This window comes from Maribacter caenipelagi (assembly GCF_004364175.1).
GTDB classification, from domain to species: Bacteria; Bacteroidota; Bacteroidia; order Flavobacteriales; family Flavobacteriaceae; genus Maribacter; species Maribacter caenipelagi.
Genome location: NZ_SNZW01000011.1, coordinates 427,884 through 445,231, shown reverse-complemented (window position 1 = coordinate 445,231; position 17,348 = coordinate 427,884). Strand labels below are relative to the sequence as shown.

The 17,348-nt window shown below is 32.8% G+C and carries 11 protein-coding genes; 2 read left to right on the top strand and 9 right to left on the bottom strand.

The features are described from left to right. Positions 1–72 precede the first annotated feature (72 nt). The 8 genes from DFQ03_RS02720 to DFQ03_RS02685 all read right to left on the bottom strand — a co-directional run bounded on the left by DFQ03_RS02720 (position 73) and on the right by DFQ03_RS02685 (position 12,733). The gene (locus DFQ03_RS02720) at positions 73–4,074 is read right to left on the bottom strand and encodes a DUF2194 domain-containing protein (RefSeq protein WP_133671489.1); all 4,002 of its coding nucleotides are present in this window, start codon (positions 4,072–4,074) and stop codon (positions 73–75) included. Continuing rightward, entirely contained in the window at positions 4,071–6,059 is a 1,989-nt protein-coding gene (locus DFQ03_RS02715; protein WP_133671488.1) for a hypothetical protein, read from the bottom strand. Before DFQ03_RS02715 ends, DFQ03_RS02720 begins: the two co-directional genes overlap by 4 nt. After that, positions 6,052–6,858 (bottom strand): endo alpha-1,4 polygalactosaminidase, encoded by an 807-nt coding sequence (locus DFQ03_RS02710; RefSeq protein ID WP_133671487.1) that lies wholly within the window; start codon positions 6,856–6,858, stop codon positions 6,052–6,054. Before DFQ03_RS02710 ends, DFQ03_RS02715 begins: the two co-directional genes overlap by 8 nt. Next, on the bottom strand, positions 6,845–8,449 hold the full coding sequence (locus DFQ03_RS02705; protein WP_133671486.1) for a hypothetical protein: 1,605 nt from the start codon (positions 8,447–8,449) through the stop codon (positions 6,845–6,847). Before DFQ03_RS02705 ends, DFQ03_RS02710 begins: the two co-directional genes overlap by 14 nt. Position 8,450: 1 nt before the next feature. After that, positions 8,451–9,995 (bottom strand): GT4 family glycosyltransferase PelF, encoded by a 1,545-nt coding sequence (gene pelF / locus DFQ03_RS02700; RefSeq protein ID WP_133671485.1) that lies wholly within the window; start codon positions 9,993–9,995, stop codon positions 8,451–8,453. A gap of 153 nt (positions 9,996–10,148) precedes the next feature. Beyond that, complete coding sequence (locus tag DFQ03_RS02695; RefSeq protein ID WP_133671484.1) at positions 10,149–11,159, bottom strand: endo alpha-1,4 polygalactosaminidase; 1,011 nt, start codon at positions 11,157–11,159, stop codon at positions 10,149–10,151. 63 nt (positions 11,160–11,222) lie between these two features. Next, positions 11,223–12,044, bottom strand: a complete 822-nt coding sequence (locus DFQ03_RS02690; RefSeq protein ID WP_133671483.1) for a ZIP family metal transporter — start codon at positions 12,042–12,044, stop codon at positions 11,223–11,225. 26 nt (positions 12,045–12,070) lie between these two features. Further along, entirely contained in the window at positions 12,071–12,733 is a 663-nt protein-coding gene (locus tag DFQ03_RS02685; protein WP_133671482.1) for a metal-dependent transcriptional regulator, read from the bottom strand. Positions 12,734–12,810: 77 nt separating this feature from the next. Between DFQ03_RS02685 and DFQ03_RS02680 the strand changes: the two genes are divergently transcribed. Both DFQ03_RS02680 and DFQ03_RS02675 read left to right on the top strand, forming a co-directional pair. Then, positions 12,811–15,087: a TonB-dependent receptor gene (locus DFQ03_RS02680; RefSeq protein WP_133671481.1), complete on the top strand. Its 2,277-nt coding sequence runs from the start codon at positions 12,811–12,813 to the stop codon at positions 15,085–15,087. Between the two features lie 75 nt (positions 15,088–15,162). Then, positions 15,163–16,305 (top strand): lycopene cyclase family protein, encoded by a 1,143-nt coding sequence (locus DFQ03_RS02675; protein ID WP_133671480.1) that lies wholly within the window; start codon positions 15,163–15,165, stop codon positions 16,303–16,305. On the opposite strand, the gene DFQ03_RS02670 is transcribed toward DFQ03_RS02675, so the two are convergent. After that, positions 16,302–17,276, bottom strand: a complete 975-nt coding sequence (locus tag DFQ03_RS02670) for a polyprenyl synthetase family protein (RefSeq protein ID WP_133671479.1) — start codon at positions 17,274–17,276, stop codon at positions 16,302–16,304. The two genes, DFQ03_RS02675 and DFQ03_RS02670, sit on opposite strands and share 4 nt — an antisense overlap. Positions 17,277–17,348 lie beyond the last annotated feature (72 nt).

The following is a 17,348-nucleotide window of genomic DNA, read 5'->3' as shown; positions in this document are numbered from 1 at the left end:
AATAACCATAACTGATATTTCTAAAAAAAATTATGCAGTAAATGTATTAGAAAAATTTCTTATGGTTCGGTATTATTCAAACTTATAATTAATACCTAGTTGAAAAACATTGGAATAAAAATTATCTATAGTATAAAATTCATATGCTCCATTAAAAGTAAAATAATCTGTAAATCGGTAGATGACCGAGCCTGTATACCTTTCAAAATCCGCTCTTTTATCCTCTGCAAAGAGGCTGAAATCTGCTATCAACTTAATTTTAGAAGTGCTATTTCCTATCGTAAATAATATACCAGCACCGCCGAACATTCGCTCTTCAGCCATCCAATATGGGTAACCAGAACGACGATTTAGTGTACCTCTACCAATAGCACCTTCAATATAAGGATTCAATTTTAACTTTTTAGTATTTACCAAGTTATACTCATACCTTCCAACAAAAGTTGCATCTGCCCCTGAATCTGTGTAATAAGTTGCCTCCAATGCTAATATTTGTTTGAACAAAGTACTTAGTGGTATTTCTTTATACACATTCAACAGAGTTCTATAAATATTTAGCTCATAACCAGGTCCCGATTGTACCGGAAAAATATCCACTTGATAGGCAGAATAATTCTTTCCTTTAGTTTTGTTATACCCAATACCTGCTTGAAAATAAAGTTCATTATCGTTGTCTTTCTCTATTCGCCCTTTAAATAGGTAATTGTTATTCTCTCCTGGTTTTAATTTATACCTATAACCCAAGCTAATTAAATCTTTATTTACATTACTAGCAAATCTGGGTTTTACATTAATTGTATACATGGAAGATTGTGAAAAAGAGAATCTATGCACATTTCCTTTTTGATTGTAAAACTCATAATACCCATTAAAGGAGGACATTGTAGGGTCGAGTTTATCATTAATACTATTATAATCCGCCCCCAAACTAGCACCCTGAAACTGTCTTTTGTTTTTTTCTATTAACAACACCGTAGATGGATCCAATATATCCAAATACAGTTTAGAGATTTCTAATTGTTGTTTTAATTCCATCTCTTTGACTTCGTTATTTATTGCCAGTATTAATTTTGGATCAACTTCCTGAGGGGGAATAGAAAATGCAATTCTAATAGCCTCTGTTATTTTGCCATCATACAGATATAAGGTGGACATGTAATTTTTTATCTCATTGTCGTTGCTATGTTCTTGTATATAGTCATTATAGTAGTTGATAAGGCTTTGCATCTGACCCAATTCAAAAAGCCAGGTCATTTTATTTTTAACATTTATTTCTGTAGCACATTTAGACCAAGCCACAGCGATCCTATAGTTTTCCAAGTGGCCAAAAACCTTCGTAATTTTATTAGCATATTTTACTAAATCTTCTCTACATGCCGGAACACCTCTAAGCTCTTGACTAGCTTTCCTCTCATCATTCGCTAGTAATAAACCAATGTAATATGAGAAATTAGAATACTTATATTTTATAAAATCTTTAGAATTTACGGTCCAATACTCTATAGTTTCATTCGAAATTTCTAAACTGCACTTCTCCCATTGTAACGCTTTTTCAAAAATTAAAGCATCTGCGTAAGTCCATGCAATACTAGTAGCTAATTCTTTATCGTAAATGCTACATAGTTCTATTTGGTTTAATTCCTCTATTATATTATTCGCCTTGGAATAGATTAAGTGCTCCAAGTAACGCTTGGTATTTTCAGAAGTAGGGGACAATTCCGATAACTTCTTTAATACTTTAGAAATATTTTCACTATTATCTAGCGTATTAAAATGATTATAATATTCTTTTAAACATACTACATTAGTTGTATTATGTTTTAGTTGCCTAGTCATCCACAAACGCCTTACTTCAGTAGTAGGATAGCCTACAATAAGGTTTAGATCATGAGCTAAAAATGCAATTCTTTCATTTGAATTTTTTTGATAATAAGTATCTAATGTTTTCCAAAACAAATCTTCTTTACCTTGCCAAACCATGTATTGAGCATAATCCTTTAATATTTGACTACTTGCCATAGGGTTAACCTTTAGATAATTTTCTATTAACCGTGTTGCCTGAGGTAAATTATCATTAGCCACATATCTTTTTAACCGATCATCAAAAGACATTAAGGAAGCCTGTAAATCATAAAAAATATCTCTTTCTTTGTTTACTTTTGCTATTATATTAGTGACATTATTTTGTTGAGTTGGATTCAAATTTAACACCGCCAGCGAAGGGTTTTTAGTTTCCAAAGAGAAAAGGTATCCATCTAAATACGGCACCTTTTTATATCTTATATTTTGCTCGTATAACAAATCACTAATTTTCTGATCATTTACATTATCAATATACATTAACCAATAGTACAATCCATGTTTATTTCTACTGTTAAAACTTTCGACCTCATATATATTTTCTTGAATGGTATGGAAATATTCAGCATAACGCCAGTTAATAGTTTCATTTGATCCATCTGTGGCATTTAAAAAACGAGTAAAAGGGTGTCTCGCTTTATAATCAACTAAATAATCTTCAAAAACCTCTAGCAATCCTTTTTCCGATGATGAAGAGTACCAGTTTAGATTATGTTTATTTCTAAATTCGAAATGTCCACTTGTTGCTGCATTAGATTCATCTGAAATTTGATAAACATCATCGGGGTGCACAAAGTGTGTCCAAATCCCTGTATAGATATACATAGATTCTATAGCCCATTCAGAAGCCGCCTCAATATTATAACCACTACTAATTCTTGGGTAATCAAAAAAGTGATTATTAAGTGGATCGGGATCAAATTCTCTTCCACCACCTTCACTAACTTTACCTAAATAAGTACTTTGCATAAAACGTAATGATGGCATACCTTCATGCAATTTCTGTAATCCAACACTATCTATATAATTACTTGGTGGCACATAAGAAATAGGTAAGTTTTCAAATCCTAGCACCTTCCATTTTTTTTCAGCAGCATTTAAGGCTGTAAGAATATAATTTGGGTTTTTCCAATCATCCTTTAATAGTGATACGTGATTGTAACCGTGAAAACCTAATTCATGACCACTATTTAAAATATTCTTACCTAACCAACCACTGCTACTTTCCTCCCCTTCATTGGTCATTATTCTATTCTGATCCCATTCCAAAAACCCGAACGGTGGGTAAACATTACTATTATAATCGAAGGTTACATAGGCAGTATACTTCATTCTATGTCTTTTAGCCAGTTTTTTCATGTCTGGCCACCAAACATCTTTCACATAATCAGAAATACTTAAATCCATTTCGGATTTAATGGGTTCTTTATAAATATTATATGTTGGAGATGGGTAATCATCTAAAAAAATTGTGGTCACATTTGCAACTGGGTAAGGCACCCCCTCCAAACCATATATTAGACTAGAAAACAAAAAGCCACGCATGTTTTTTAATAGGTTGAAGGAAGTGTTTATTAAGATAACCCTACCCTCACCAACCTTATTTTCTAATAAAACTGGATAATCATTATCATTTGCAGCAGAAACTAAAACATGAATATTATCTTTAAAGTTACTTTTATCTAGACCAATAAATGGGTCTAAATAGTCGTGTACTAAACCCGTTTTATCAGGAAAAACAGGTTTATTAAAATAAAAGCCTTTGGCAGTAGTGTTAGTTTCCAATTTAGCTTCAGGTTTTAAACCCATTAAAAAAGCCATTCTTGGGTCTCTAACCGTTTTAGGAATATGCAATGTACCACCTTTAGCAACAAAATCAGTGATACTATCAATACTAGTATCTGTCAAGCCAATAGTTTGTTGTAAGCTTAATACTTTTATACTATTTGGAATTTTTGGATTTAGGTTAAAACCGTCTACTACATTGGATGCATATGGTATTTTAGTGTACTCTAGTGTTTTCTTTAAATTTTCAATTTCTAGAACATTAGAGTGTACTTTAGTATCAATTACTAATAGAACAATAGGAGACTCTGAACTTATTTTAGGCAAGTTAAACTTAGAATTAAACCTATATAAGTCATTTTGACAACCAACTAAAAAAAGCGCCAATAAACTGTACTTTAAAAATTTTAAAAAAAACCTTTTATTCATAAACTAAAAATGAGCTCATCCATCTTGGAGGCATTTTCTTTATTGACTATTTGATACACTGTTAATCCTTTATCTTGGTAGAAAACAGTAATCTTCCTACCTCTTTTTTTAAGTGTAGCCAGCACATCTGCTATAGGTTGCTTTAATCGTTTCGGCGTATTTATAAATTCTGATCTGCCAACAGTTTCTTTTTTCGTGACAAAAACAAAAACATTACTTGGTAAAACCACTTCGGGATGTTCTCTTATATATTCTTCATCATCTTTATAGTTACAATAGTGTAAATCACTTTTTAGATAATTTCTCACAAACAAATCATAAGCAATAAAACTATGTTCGCTTTTACTAATTTTATAACCATAATTAGCGTTTACTACAGCATAAGAAAATGGAAGATATTTATTGGACAATTCATTATACGCCATTAAAACCCCTGTTTTTAACGGTTCTTTTTGTTCAAATTCTTTAGAAATAAAACCGTTATATTTTATTGCAAAAACTACTAAAAAAATACAAGCAATAGGCGTAATTAAATTTCTAACTCGCTTATTTCTTGGTAATAAAAATTTTAAATACTCCCGTATTACTGCAAGAAGAATCCCAAAATTAATAATGATTATTGGGGTTAATACTTGATAAAACATATCCATATCGATCCACTCCCATTGAATATATCTTAGCAATAAAAATGCATTGAAAACAAGGGCATAGATAAGTAATGCCTCCCATTTTTTATTATTTTTAATATATAGCGGAACAACTAAAGCAAATACAATAATACCTTGTAGCGTATAAAAACTTAATACCACGGGTAAGGACACTATCAAGTGAGGAAAATAAGTATAAATATCTACTATAATTAAATTTTCTCTCAAGATGTTTATTAAAGGCTTGTTAGCCACCCACCCCATAGTAATATAAAGCACAAACAATACACCAATTGCAATAAGATAAGCCAAAACACTCCATCTAACATAGCTTACATTATTACGACTACAAGTAAAATAGGATACCACAAAAAATATAGGCAAGAGCCAAACCAACACAAAGAGATTTGTTAGTGCAGTTGCAAAATATAATACTGTCAAAAAGAATAAAAACCTTTTTTTATTAGTGGTTAACAACTTTGGTTTTAATGTGAAAATAGTAGCTGGAAATACAAAACAAAGAGCTAAATAAACTGGATTGTGCTCCAACAACAAATTGATATTCATTGGCAAAAATCTATAGAAAAAACCAAAAATCAGCAAAGCTATAGACGGCGCAGTAAACTTAGATTTCGATAATTGCATAATAACCCAATACAAGACCATAGACAATGCGAAAGTCTCTAACAAGCCAAATGAATGAAGTGCCATTTCTTCGCTTATATTTAATATTTTGGAATAAAAATTAACAGCAATTTGTTCTCCTGGAACAGCTAGATTATCACTAAACCATTTGTTATTATTTATAAGCTTTACGGCATTTAATTTATTTAGCCACAACCCAGAAAGTACCCACAAGTCGTTTTTCAGAAATTGATATCTAGAAAACATGGTAGCAAATGCACAGAATACAGATGCAAACAATACATAATTTATCCTTTTAGGAAGAAGCACCTCTTTTAAATTCTTTAAAATCTTCTTATAACTCCATTTTTTTTCTACGAAACGAAAAACTTGAATTAAAGTTGCAACCCTTTTTTTTGCCAATGTACCATTAACCTTATGTATTTTTCTAATTTCTAGGTATTGCCATATAAAAAATAATAGCGATAAAATAAGGATAGCAAGGGAATCATAAACTTTAATTAATATCAAAATAAACAATAACACTAGTGTAAAACTTCCTGCTAAAGCACCACGTTTAATAACATAATCTAGATTATAGTTTCTAAGCTTTTGTCTTGTAACAACTTGGTGTAGAAAGAAAAAGCAAAGCACTATCACCATTAATCTAAATGGTCCCAATAAAACAACATCTATGTTAAAAATATTAATCATTAGTAACCTCTTGTAAATTTATATTACTGATATAATATGGTACACCCAATTTTTGTAGCTTCTTGGCAATTACCCTTTTCATTTTAGGAGTATTTGCGTATTCCATCACATACACTTCTTTTGATGTCTTAGATAGCGTTTCTTTTATGCGTTTCTGCATAATCTTTAAGCTTTTTTCATCTCTGTAACCATAGGTGTTTGTAGTAAAATCATACAGGCTAAAAAGAGACTCGAGCAAAACGGCATCCGTACTATTTACCAACTTATCATTAAGGAAAAAACCAGAATTTTGAACTAAAAAAAGGTCATTATTATTTTTCTTAAGATGTCTAATCATACAAACTAATTCGTTTTCAGCACCTTTTAATTTGCCCCATTCAGATACATTATCTAAATTATCTAAAAACAAACCATTAAACCCTTTGCTTAAAATATCATTAGCCATACCAGCCACTACTTGCCTTGCCTTTTTTTCTCTTATATTAATATAACAACTACCCCACACTTGATTACCACCAAAAACATATGGAAGCAGGCTTTCGTAATACTTTGAATTTTTATTTATTTCTGTTAAGCTTATATAAGCTACTACTTTGGTGTTATTTTGTTTAAACACTTCGATATCCTCAGTATTATAATGTTCAGGCTCTAGTATTACCATAGAATAACCTCTAATATTCTTAGGATTTAATTTGCCATAACAAACGATAAACTTGTCATGTTCTGCCTTAACTTTTGTTTTTAAAGATGATGCATTAATAAAAGGCACCCACAGTAATAGAATACTAATAAGCTGCATAATAATAGAAATCTAATTGTTTAAAATATGCCTTTATATGGTTAGTTGTGTATACCATAAATACCACAGAACCAATTAACATACCCACTACACTATACTCATAGCTAACCCACCTACTTATAAAAAATCCGATTGTAAAATTGATTATACTCGATACAATTAAAGCTTTTAACACTTCATTTGGTCTATTTAAGGTAAAAAGGTAAAGTGCATTTAGCATGGCCCAAGACAAAAAGAAATATCCTAGACCACCAATAACACACACTCTAATACTTAAAACATCTATTTGTTCTCCAAAACTAGTTTGATAACCCCATGAATTTATAATAAAACAATACAAAAACATACCAACAAGCAGCAACATAACAAATAGTATTAATACGTGATTTTTATAATTTTTATATAGACTTTTACCAAAATTATGCTTGTCAACAATCATTATACTTCTCTGTTTTAAGTCCATAAATTTGGTAAACGAAGCGATAGCATATTCCATAACCCCTACTAGAATAAAGAATACGACAATAGCTAAATCCATTCCTATTTCATAACTTTTTTCATAGAGAAATAAATACCTATAGTTTAGCTCTATATCTGCAGACCAAGCCAAAAAACGATCAATAAAAATAAATATGTAAATCAGTATTCCGTAAAAGAAATAAGGATAGTTTTTATATATAACCATTAACTGTCTTGGCTTTAGATTTTCTGGTTTATCCTTTGTGATTTTTAATTTAAAAAATAGGTAAAGGTACAATTGCGAAAGACTTATGGCCAATAAAATACTAAGCCATTGCGTTATATAAATATGGAAAGAAGTATAGAAGTGAAGCATTAATGCAAATAACGAGGACACCGCAATAACAACAGAAATTACCCAGCGTTGGCTTATTGCATGATAAGGTGCCATAACCAATAATAATAAGCCGATTAAAAATCCATAGCAAATAGTTACAAGCACGAAACTAGTTGGGTAAGTACCTAGTACATAATTAACAATTAACAGGAAAGCAAAAACAGCAGTCATACCTTTAATACCAGATATAACCAACCTTTTTGTCAGAATTTTAGTTTTATAATACTCTTTATGATTCCAATAAAAGGAAGCCTGCCTACCAAGCATTTGAACATAACCACCAGATAAAACTATACCGAGAATTACACCAAATACCACAGAGGTAGATTGTATAATATTAAAGCCCATATAAGTCCATAAAGAATAACCATAGACTATAATACTTGCTATTTGAATAAAAACTGGCATTAAGTGAAAAATACCTAAAGGGTAATATTTGGCAAACAACTTTGCCTTTACCCACAAATAATCTGAAATAGGTATAGATTTATTTAAATTTTTAGGCTTTCGCTCATTTATATTTAAAACTTCCTTAGGGCTTCTTTGTTTTATACTTTTGTAAACAAGCTTTGCTAATTCCATAAGCGTGTAATAGCCATAATCTACTATAACATCTTTTTCCCTAATCCCCATGGACTCTAAGGCGGCTTTTACCACCATGACATTTACAGGGTTACCCACTTTATCTATAACCTGCATTTCTACATCCTTTATGTTTTGGCTATTTATAGGCATGCTATACTAAAGATAAAAGTGTAGAATTAGATTTATTAAAATTGTCTTGAGGCTGCACCATTATTGCGTTAAGTTCATTGTATGTTTTCTCAAAAGCATTTACAAAATTTCCTAGAGTAAAATTTTCAACAACCTTTTTTCTAGAATTTATTGCCATCTGTTCTCTTAACGTCTTGTCGTTTAATAAGGTCACCACTTTTTGCGCAATTTCTTCATAATCTTTTGGTTTACAAATAAATCCGCAATTAGCATCTAAAGCTTCAGAGACCCCTCCAACATCTGTAGATACTACAGGAATCCCACAACTCATAGATTCTATTACTGTATAAGGAAAACCTTCTGAGATAGATGTTAATATAGAAATATCGCCTTCAGCAAAAAGTTCTTGAGGCGTATTATGAAAACCTTTGAGGAAAAAGTTCTTAGCTAAATCTAGCTCTACAATAAGGGCTTCACATTTTTCTGTGTATTCTGGCACAGCATCTTTATTGCCATAAATCAAAAACTGAACATTAGGTATTTGTTTTCTAACCTCATGACAAGTTTTGATCATAGTAATAATATCCTTTAAATCAAAAATTCTTGCGGCCGCTACAACAGTAGGCACATCTTTTAAGTGCTCTGGTTTTGGTATAGGCTTAAATTTGTTATGGTCCACTCCATTGTAAATAACTTCTATTTTATTGTAATCTGCACCGTAATATGTTTCCCAAGACATGTTAAACTTACTAACAGTGGTAATCCTCGTAGCATTCTGATACACCAATTTGGTAATTCCTTCAGAAAACTTAATAAGCATATCTTTTAAAAAATAAGAATAATCACTAGAGCTTATAGCCAATAATCTTTCTCTAATAAAAACGCCATGTTCAGTAACTAAAATGGGGGTATTATATTGATACTTTAATGCTAGCGCTGGTATAACCGCTACTCCAGAAATGGTTACATGACTAATATTTACCTTTGGTACTTTGACCGCCATAGGTATTAAGAACCTATAAATCCATCTTAAGCCAATGGTAATATCTTCCAGAGTCACCTCACTTAACTCATGTTCAGGCAAAGATTCTTTTATAGCATCACAAAACGTTTCCCAAATGATATTACTGCACATGGTAGCCTTATAATCGTACTCTTGGAAGTAAGACCACATCTGATAAAAACAGTTATTTAGAATAGATATATTTGTTTCCTGCTTGTATAGTTCATTAATAAATAAATGAAAATTGCTTTTAAATTGAGCTGTAATTACATTAGGTGATGTTCGCTCTTTTTTTTGTAATATATCCGAGTACTTAATATCGTAATCTACACAGTCTAAAGGTTCCTCAGGAGACCACATAGGTACCTGAATAATATCTTTTACATTATCGCCAATTGGGTACTTTGTGCGTACTTCTACATTGGCATTTATAGAGTAGATTACAAAGTCCGTATCCTTAATTTGAGTACAAAGGTCGTTTGCCCAAGTGGAAACGCCCCCTGTATTGAAGGGATATGTTCCTTCACAAATTAAAAGTACTTTCTTAGAATTTTCAGAATCCATTAAACTTTTTTTGAGAGAGTGAAATTTTGCTCCCAAGTTCAAAGAAAAAGCTAATAAAAAGACTTTTAATTATTAATTGTTGAAGTTCTTTATTTTATCTATTAACGGTTAAAAGCAAGGTGCTGATCGATGAAATACCTAATAGAAATAGCACTAGTTTTTGTTTTCGAAATACTCAAATCCATCGATAATATCTAAATAAACACCATCGAAGTTCACTGCTAAAATAGCGTCTAAATAAGCATTTTCCGAACCGAAAATAATACTTTGCCATTCCGGATCCCAATACTTTACTTTATAGTTTCCTGGCCAGTTTGGATTCTCTTCCTCTAACCAAACCGGTTTTTGATTATGCCATACAGTATTCCAATAAAACCTGTAATCTTCCGCTTCGCCTATACTCATATAACATAATACTAAGCGCTTAGTACCATCTGATTTTACTTTTAAACGTTCAATCATAGTTCTTCCAAATTCAGAGCCGTCATTGAAAAACAAATCCATAAATACTACATCATAATCTGTTGCTGAAATTGCTTCAATTACATCATTTTTTGAATCATAATCAGAATAATTTACAAAAAATAAAAAGTTATTGGCATCTTTTAAAGAGGATATATTTTTTGTAGATATTGGTAATGATTCAGAAATTTCAGGAATTACCGTTAAATCTCGTTCTGGTGCCGCAAATGGAATAAAATCCAGGTCTAAGTTTTTTTCTATAGCATTTTCAACATCACTATCAGATTTACAATAATCAATAACAAAGATCTCATTGTTATAATCTTGTGATACTTTTAAATAGTTGACCATATAATCGGTAACGGAGGTAGGTGTCTTTGCATTATCTCTTTTATAACCGTAAAACAAATTTTCTTGACCCTGTGCGTCTATGGCATTTAAATAATCTGTGTAAACGCTACCCTTAGCATCTTCTTTTTTAGTAATTAATTCTATTCCATTTTGCGGAATAATATTAAAGCTAGGCTTTACATTTTTGGCATACTCGCTCAAATTAATAACAAACGAGCGCATTTCATCTCTGTAGTTTACTGAGTCAACTATACTAGTTTGCTCATCATTTACTGGATTTACTATGTCCTGAGCTTTACCACATTTTAAGAATACCACCGAAAGCAAAAAACTATATTTTAAAATACCCATACGCTTAATTATGTAATTAATTGTTCAAATATAAAATTACTGCTGTTAGTTAAAACTAAATTATTACCCTAACCCAACATCTAAAGTCATCATAATTATAAAACCGCCAATGAAGCCCATTGTAGCAATATCGGTGTATTTATCTTGCTGCGTTTCTGGTATCACTTCCTCCACCACAACAAAAATCATTGCACCAGCGGCAAATGAAAGTGCATAAGGTAAAATAGGCTGAAAAGTCATCACTGCCCATGCCCCTAAAACAGCAGCAATTGGTTCTACAAGTGCAGATGCCTGACCGAACATAAAACTCTTACTTCTACTTAAACCATGTCTTCTTAACGGCATAGCTACGGCGAAACCCTCTGGAAAATTCTGCAAACCTATACCTAGCGCCAATGCGACGGCACCACCAATAGATGCACCATCAAAACCAGCTGCTACTCCGCCAAATAGAACCCCGACCGCTAAACCTTCCGGTATGTTATGGAGTGTAATGGCTAAGGTCAACAAGGTGGTTCTACGCCAAGGAGTCTTTACGCCTTCTGCTTCACTCTCTTTAAAATTAATATGTAAGTGCGGTAATACTTTATCCAATCCAAAAATAAACATGGCACCTAAGAAAAAACCAACGGCTGCTGGTATTACCTTAACAAACCCTTCTCCTGGGCTCATTTCTATACCAGGCGCCAGTAAGCTCCAGAAACTTGCCGCAACCATAACTCCGCCAGTGAAACCCAACATACCATCTAAGACAGCACGGTTCATTGTCTTGAATAGAAAAACCAAAGCAGCACCGGCTGCAGTTAGCCCCCAAGTAAATAATGTCGCATAAAACGCAGCTAATACTGGGTCTATCGATTCAAAATACGCTATAATTTCTTCCATAATTTCAAAAATTAATCAGTTAAAAACTACTCTACATCTACGATCTCTAAAAATAAATTCGTTGCTATTTGTTTGGATATTCTGATAGACCCTGATCGTGTAGAAATAGTAACGGATTCATCAAACTCTTCAATTTCCAATATTTTAAAAGTATCGCCTAAAGAGATTTTATTTTTATCTAAAAACTTTAAAAAAGCTGCCGACGAATCATTAACCCCAACACAAACGCCTTGACTACCAACTGGTAATTCGCTTATTAACTTTTTTACAGATTTGGTAAACACTCCGTCTTTATTAGGGATCGGGTCTCCGTGCGGATCCACTTTCGGAAACCCTAAATGAGCATCTAATTTATCTATTAAAGCATCGCTCTTTATATGTTCCAATTGCTCGGCTACAACGTGGACTTCATCCCAAGAAAAATTTAATTTGTCTACCAAAAACACTTCCCATAAACGATGCTTTCTAATGATAGAGAGTGCTACCAACCTTCCCTTTTCAGAAAGTGACACACCTTGGTACTTTTTATAATTCACCAAAGACTTTTCCGCTAGCTTTTTGATCATATCGGTAACTGACGACGGCTTCGTCTTCATCTGCTCTGCTATGGCATTGGTAGCAACAGACTTACTATTGAACTCGCTTAAATGATAAATAGCTTTTATGTAATCTTCTTCAGATAATGTCATGTAAAAACAATATAAACACAAAAATACATTTTTATACGTAAAAACAATTTTTTAGTTTTGTCTAAAATAATATTTAGATGATTAAAATAATATTTTTTGCTTACTCTATTTTATCTTTCGGTATCATAAGTGCGCAAAATTCTACTATATCTGGTACTGTTTTATCAAAAAACGGTTCAGAAGTCTATGTAAATATTTATTTGAAGGGATCAGAAATTGGTACTGCTTCAGATGAAAACGGACAGTACACTTTAAAAAATATACCCATAGGTAAACACACGCTAATAGCTTCTACCATTGGGTTCGAGAGATTTTACAAAACAATAAGTATTTCTGCTGGCGAAGATCAAATTATAAACATCAACTTATCCCCTTCTACCGAATCTTTAGATGAAATGGTCGTTACCGGAACCTTAAAGCCTGTTAGTAGATTAGAGAGTCCGGTGCCCGTAGAAGTGTACAAACCGACTTTTTTCAAGAAAAACCCTACGGCCAGTATTTTTGAAGCGCTTCAGAATGTAAATGGTGTACGCCCACAAATAAATTGTAATGTTTGTAATACGGGTGATATTCATATAAATGGTCTAGAAGGGCCGTACACTTTGGTATTAATTGACGGTATGCCGATTGTAAGCGGACTAGGAACAGTTTATGGATTATCAGGTATTCCGAATTCGCTTATTGAACAAATTGAAGTGGTTAAAGGTCCTGCTTCTACACTTTATGGAAGTGAAGCCGTTGGCGGACTCATAAATATCATCACAAAAAATAACCTGACTGCTCCCGATTTTTTTGCGGATAGTTTTGTTACCTCATGGGGAGAATTTAACCTAGATGTAGGCACGAAATTTAATATAGGCAAAAAAACCATTGTACTCTTAGGTGCCAACTATTTCAAGTATGATAACCCTATTGATAATAACGGAGATAATTTTACAGACCTTACATTACAAGACCGTATTTCAGTTTTTCAAAAGTGGAATTTCACTAGAAAAAACTCAAGAATTCTTTCTTTGGCCGGACGCTTTTTTTACGAAGATAGATGGGGTGGTGAAATGCAATGGACCCCAGAATTTAGAGGTGGAGATGAAATTTATGGAGAAAGTATTTACACCCGTAGATGGGAAGTTCTAGGTAAATATCAACTCCCTACAGAAGAACAATTGATGCTTTCTTTTTCTTATAATGACCACAAACAAAATTCTGTTTATGGCGATGTGCCCTACCTAGCCGATCAGCGCATTGGTTTTACACAATTAACATGGGACAAAACTATAGGCAAACATAGTCTTTTAGCAGGTACTGCATTGCGATACAATTATTATGATGACAACACACCGGCTACCTTAAATGCCAATGGAAATGAACCAGATGAAGTTCTAATACCAAGTATTTATGTACAAGATGAAATAGCTTTTAATAAAAAGCATTCTTTACTAGTAGGTGGTCGTTACGATTATGATGACCGCCATGGTAATATTTTTACCCCCAGAGGCGCATATCGTTTTAAATTCACTGACAATGATATTATTCGTTTAAATGCTGGTACAGGTTTTAGGGTAGTAAATCTATTTACCGAGGATCATGCTGCATTAACAGGCTCGCGAGATGTCATCATTGCCGAAAAATTAAAACCAGAACGTTCGTTTAATGTAAACCTGAATTACTTAAAGAAAATTTATGGCGACAATGGCACTTTTGTTAGTTTAGATGCATCTGTATTTTACACCAATTTTCAGAATGTCATTATCCCAGATTATGATACAAATCCTAATCAAATTATATATGACAATTTAAACGGAACATCTATTTCAAAAGGAGTTAGCGCCAATGTAGATGTTTCATTTTACAACGGTTTAAAATTTATGTTAGGCGGCACATTACAAAATGTAAGTAATACAGAAGACGGTGTAAAAGAAAGACAAATACTTACCGAAAGCTATTCTGCTAATTGGAGTATTAGCTATGATATTCGTGCTTGGGATTTATCTGTAGACTATACAGGAAACTTATACGGACCTATGCGTTTACCTACCTTAGGTAAAAACGACCCAAGAAGTGATTATTCACCTGCTTGGAGTATTCAAAATATCCAATTCACATATGATGGTTTAAAGAATTTTGAGTTCTATGGAGGAGTAAAAAACCTTTTGGATTGGACACCTAATAGCGGAAATCCATTTATTATTGCACGTACAAACGACCCATTTGATAAAGAAGTAACTTTTGATAATAATGGTAATGCGGTGGCTACCCCAAACAACCCAAATGCTTTGACTTTTGACCCATCATACGTTTACGGACCTAACCAGGGCATAAGATCATTTTTCGGATTACGTTACACCTTGAATTAAGCACAAAAGACAATTGCTATTTCGTATTTTTGAGATTCTCAATATTTAATAACTGAAGTAAAGTTTTAAAAATTCATGAACGAATACGATTATATCATTATTGGTGCAGGCGCTTCTGGCTTATTACTGGCTGATGCCATGCTCAATGATTCGTTCTTTGATCAAAAAAGGATATTACTTCTTGACAAAAACCCAAAAAATAAGAACGACCGCACTTGGTGTTTCTGGGAGGAAAGCAATGGTCAATTCGAGGAAATCATTTATAAAAGATGGAATTCTATCCACTTTCAAGGAAAAGATGTTCTTAAAAGAACAGACATAAAGCCGTACTCCTACAAAATGATTAGGAGTATTGATTTCTACAATCACTATTTAGGTAGAATAAAAGAATCATCGAACATAACCTTTGTTCAAGAAGCTATGGTAGACTTAAATGAGTCAGCCACTGAAGTTACAGTAAAAACTACCAATAACACGTATTCTAGCAAGTACATATTCAATAGTCTTTTTGACTATAAAATGGCAACCAAGCAAAAAAAATATCCGGTGTTGCAGCAACATTTTGTGGGCTGGGTAATTAAAACTGATAAGCCCGTTTTCAATGCTAGTGAAGTAACCTACATGGATTTTTCCATCCCTCAAAAAGGTAATACTCGTTTTATGTATGTACTGCCCTATTCAAATGACACCGCGTTGATTGAATACACGTTATTTTCAGAACAATTACTGCCAAAAGGCGAATATGAAGCGGCGATAAAAGAATATATAGTAGACCGTTTTCAATGCAATACTTATGAAATTATTGAAAAGGAAGCGGGTAGTATACCCATGACCGCTTATGATTTTAGAGAACACCACACCAAAAGAATACGATATATAGGAACCGCAGGCGGATGGGCAAAACCAAGCACAGGCTACACTTTAATGAGTACGGCAAATAAGATTCCGAAATTAATTGAACATATAAAGCTAGGCGAGCCACTTCAAAAAATGAAATTAAAAAATAAGTTCTGGTTTTACGATATGCTTTTTTTAGATGTTTTACATCATAATAATGGTAACGGACATGCAATTTTCGAATCTATATTCAAATCCATAAAACCACAACTGGTATTTAAATTCTTAGACGAGAATACCAGTTTAAAGGAAGATATTATTTACATAAATGCTTGTCCCAAAACGCCATTTATAAAAGCGTTATTAAGACGGTTATTTTAAACCGTTCTGTTCATAAGGTTTTCTCCGAATTGCTTTAACAAATCTTTGTTTTCAAGCTCTATTTCCATTCCATCCAATACTTCAAAAGCTTTTGCCGTGTAGTCTGTAATAGCCACTTTAGTTGCCTTATCTGCTTCTGTTTTCTCGAAAATTGAACGTACAGCCTTAATTTTAGCATCTGCTTCTTTTGGCTGAATAGAATATAAATGTTCTAGCTCTTTCGTCATCATTTCAGAACCAGAATTCAATGCTTTTAGATATAGGTACGTTTTCTTATTCTCAATGATATCGCCACCCACTTGTTTTCCAAATGTTTCTGGATCACCAAATACATCTAAGTAATCATCTTGCAATTGAAAGGCTATACCAAGATTTAATCCGAAATTATACATTTGCTCTTGTGCCGTATCAGAGGCCCCGGCAACAATAGCACCCATTTTTAAAGCAGCGGCAACAAGAACAGCTGTTTTATATTCGATCATTTTCAGATATTCAGGTAACATAACATCATCGCGAGTTTCAAAATCAACATCATACTGCTGACCTTCACAAACTTCTAATGCTGTTTTACTAAACAATTTAGCAAGGTCCCTAAAAACGTTAGGCTCATAATTTTCAAAAAGCTGATATGCCATAATCAGCATAGCATCACCAGAAAGAATACCTGTATTTATATCCCACTTTTCATGAACGGTAGTTTGCCCTCTACGAACAGGAGCATCATCCATAATATCATCATGAACCAAAGAAAAATTATGAAAAACCTCAATAGCCACGGCTGCATCTAAAGCTTTTTTAAAATCGCCTTTAAAAATCTCAGCAGTCATTAATACCAGAACCGGTCTTAAGCGCTTTCCGCCCAAACCAAGAATATAAGTAATGGGCTCATAAAGGTTTCTAGGTTCCTTTGTAATTTTCATTGAGTCCAAATACGCAATAAACTCTTCTCGATATTCAGTAATAGTATGCATTCCTCGCAATTTTTTTCAAAAATAGAACAAATAAGATTGAAACCCCCTTTTTTGTACTAGAAGGAACAAATC

Coding starts and splice junctions, on each gene's coding strand:
- DFQ03_RS02720 (WP_133671489.1), bottom strand. CDS start 4,074: ATGAATAAAAGGTTTTTTTTAAAATTTTTAAAGTACAGTTTATTGGCG.
- DFQ03_RS02715 (WP_133671488.1), bottom strand. CDS start 6,059: ATGATTAATATTTTTAACATAGATGTTGTTTTATTGGGACCATTTAGA.
- DFQ03_RS02710 (WP_133671487.1), bottom strand. CDS start 6,858: ATGCAGCTTATTAGTATTCTATTACTGTGGGTGCCTTTTATTAATGCA.
- DFQ03_RS02705 (WP_133671486.1), bottom strand. CDS start 8,449: ATGCCTATAAATAGCCAAAACATAAAGGATGTAGAAATGCAGGTTATA.
- pelF (WP_133671485.1), bottom strand. CDS start 9,995: ATGGATTCTGAAAATTCTAAGAAAGTACTTTTAATTTGTGAAGGAACA.
- DFQ03_RS02695 (WP_133671484.1), bottom strand. CDS start 11,159: ATGGGTATTTTAAAATATAGTTTTTTGCTTTCGGTGGTATTCTTAAAA.
- DFQ03_RS02690 (WP_133671483.1), bottom strand. CDS start 12,044: ATGGAAGAAATTATAGCGTATTTTGAATCGATAGACCCAGTATTAGCT.
- DFQ03_RS02685 (WP_133671482.1), bottom strand. CDS start 12,733: ATGACATTATCTGAAGAAGATTACATAAAAGCTATTTATCATTTAAGC.
- DFQ03_RS02680 (WP_133671481.1), top strand. CDS start 12,811: ATGATTAAAATAATATTTTTTGCTTACTCTATTTTATCTTTCGGTATC.
- DFQ03_RS02675 (WP_133671480.1), top strand. CDS start 15,163: ATGAACGAATACGATTATATCATTATTGGTGCAGGCGCTTCTGGCTTA.
- DFQ03_RS02670 (WP_133671479.1), bottom strand. CDS start 17,276: ATGCATACTATTACTGAATATCGAGAAGAGTTTATTGCGTATTTGGAC.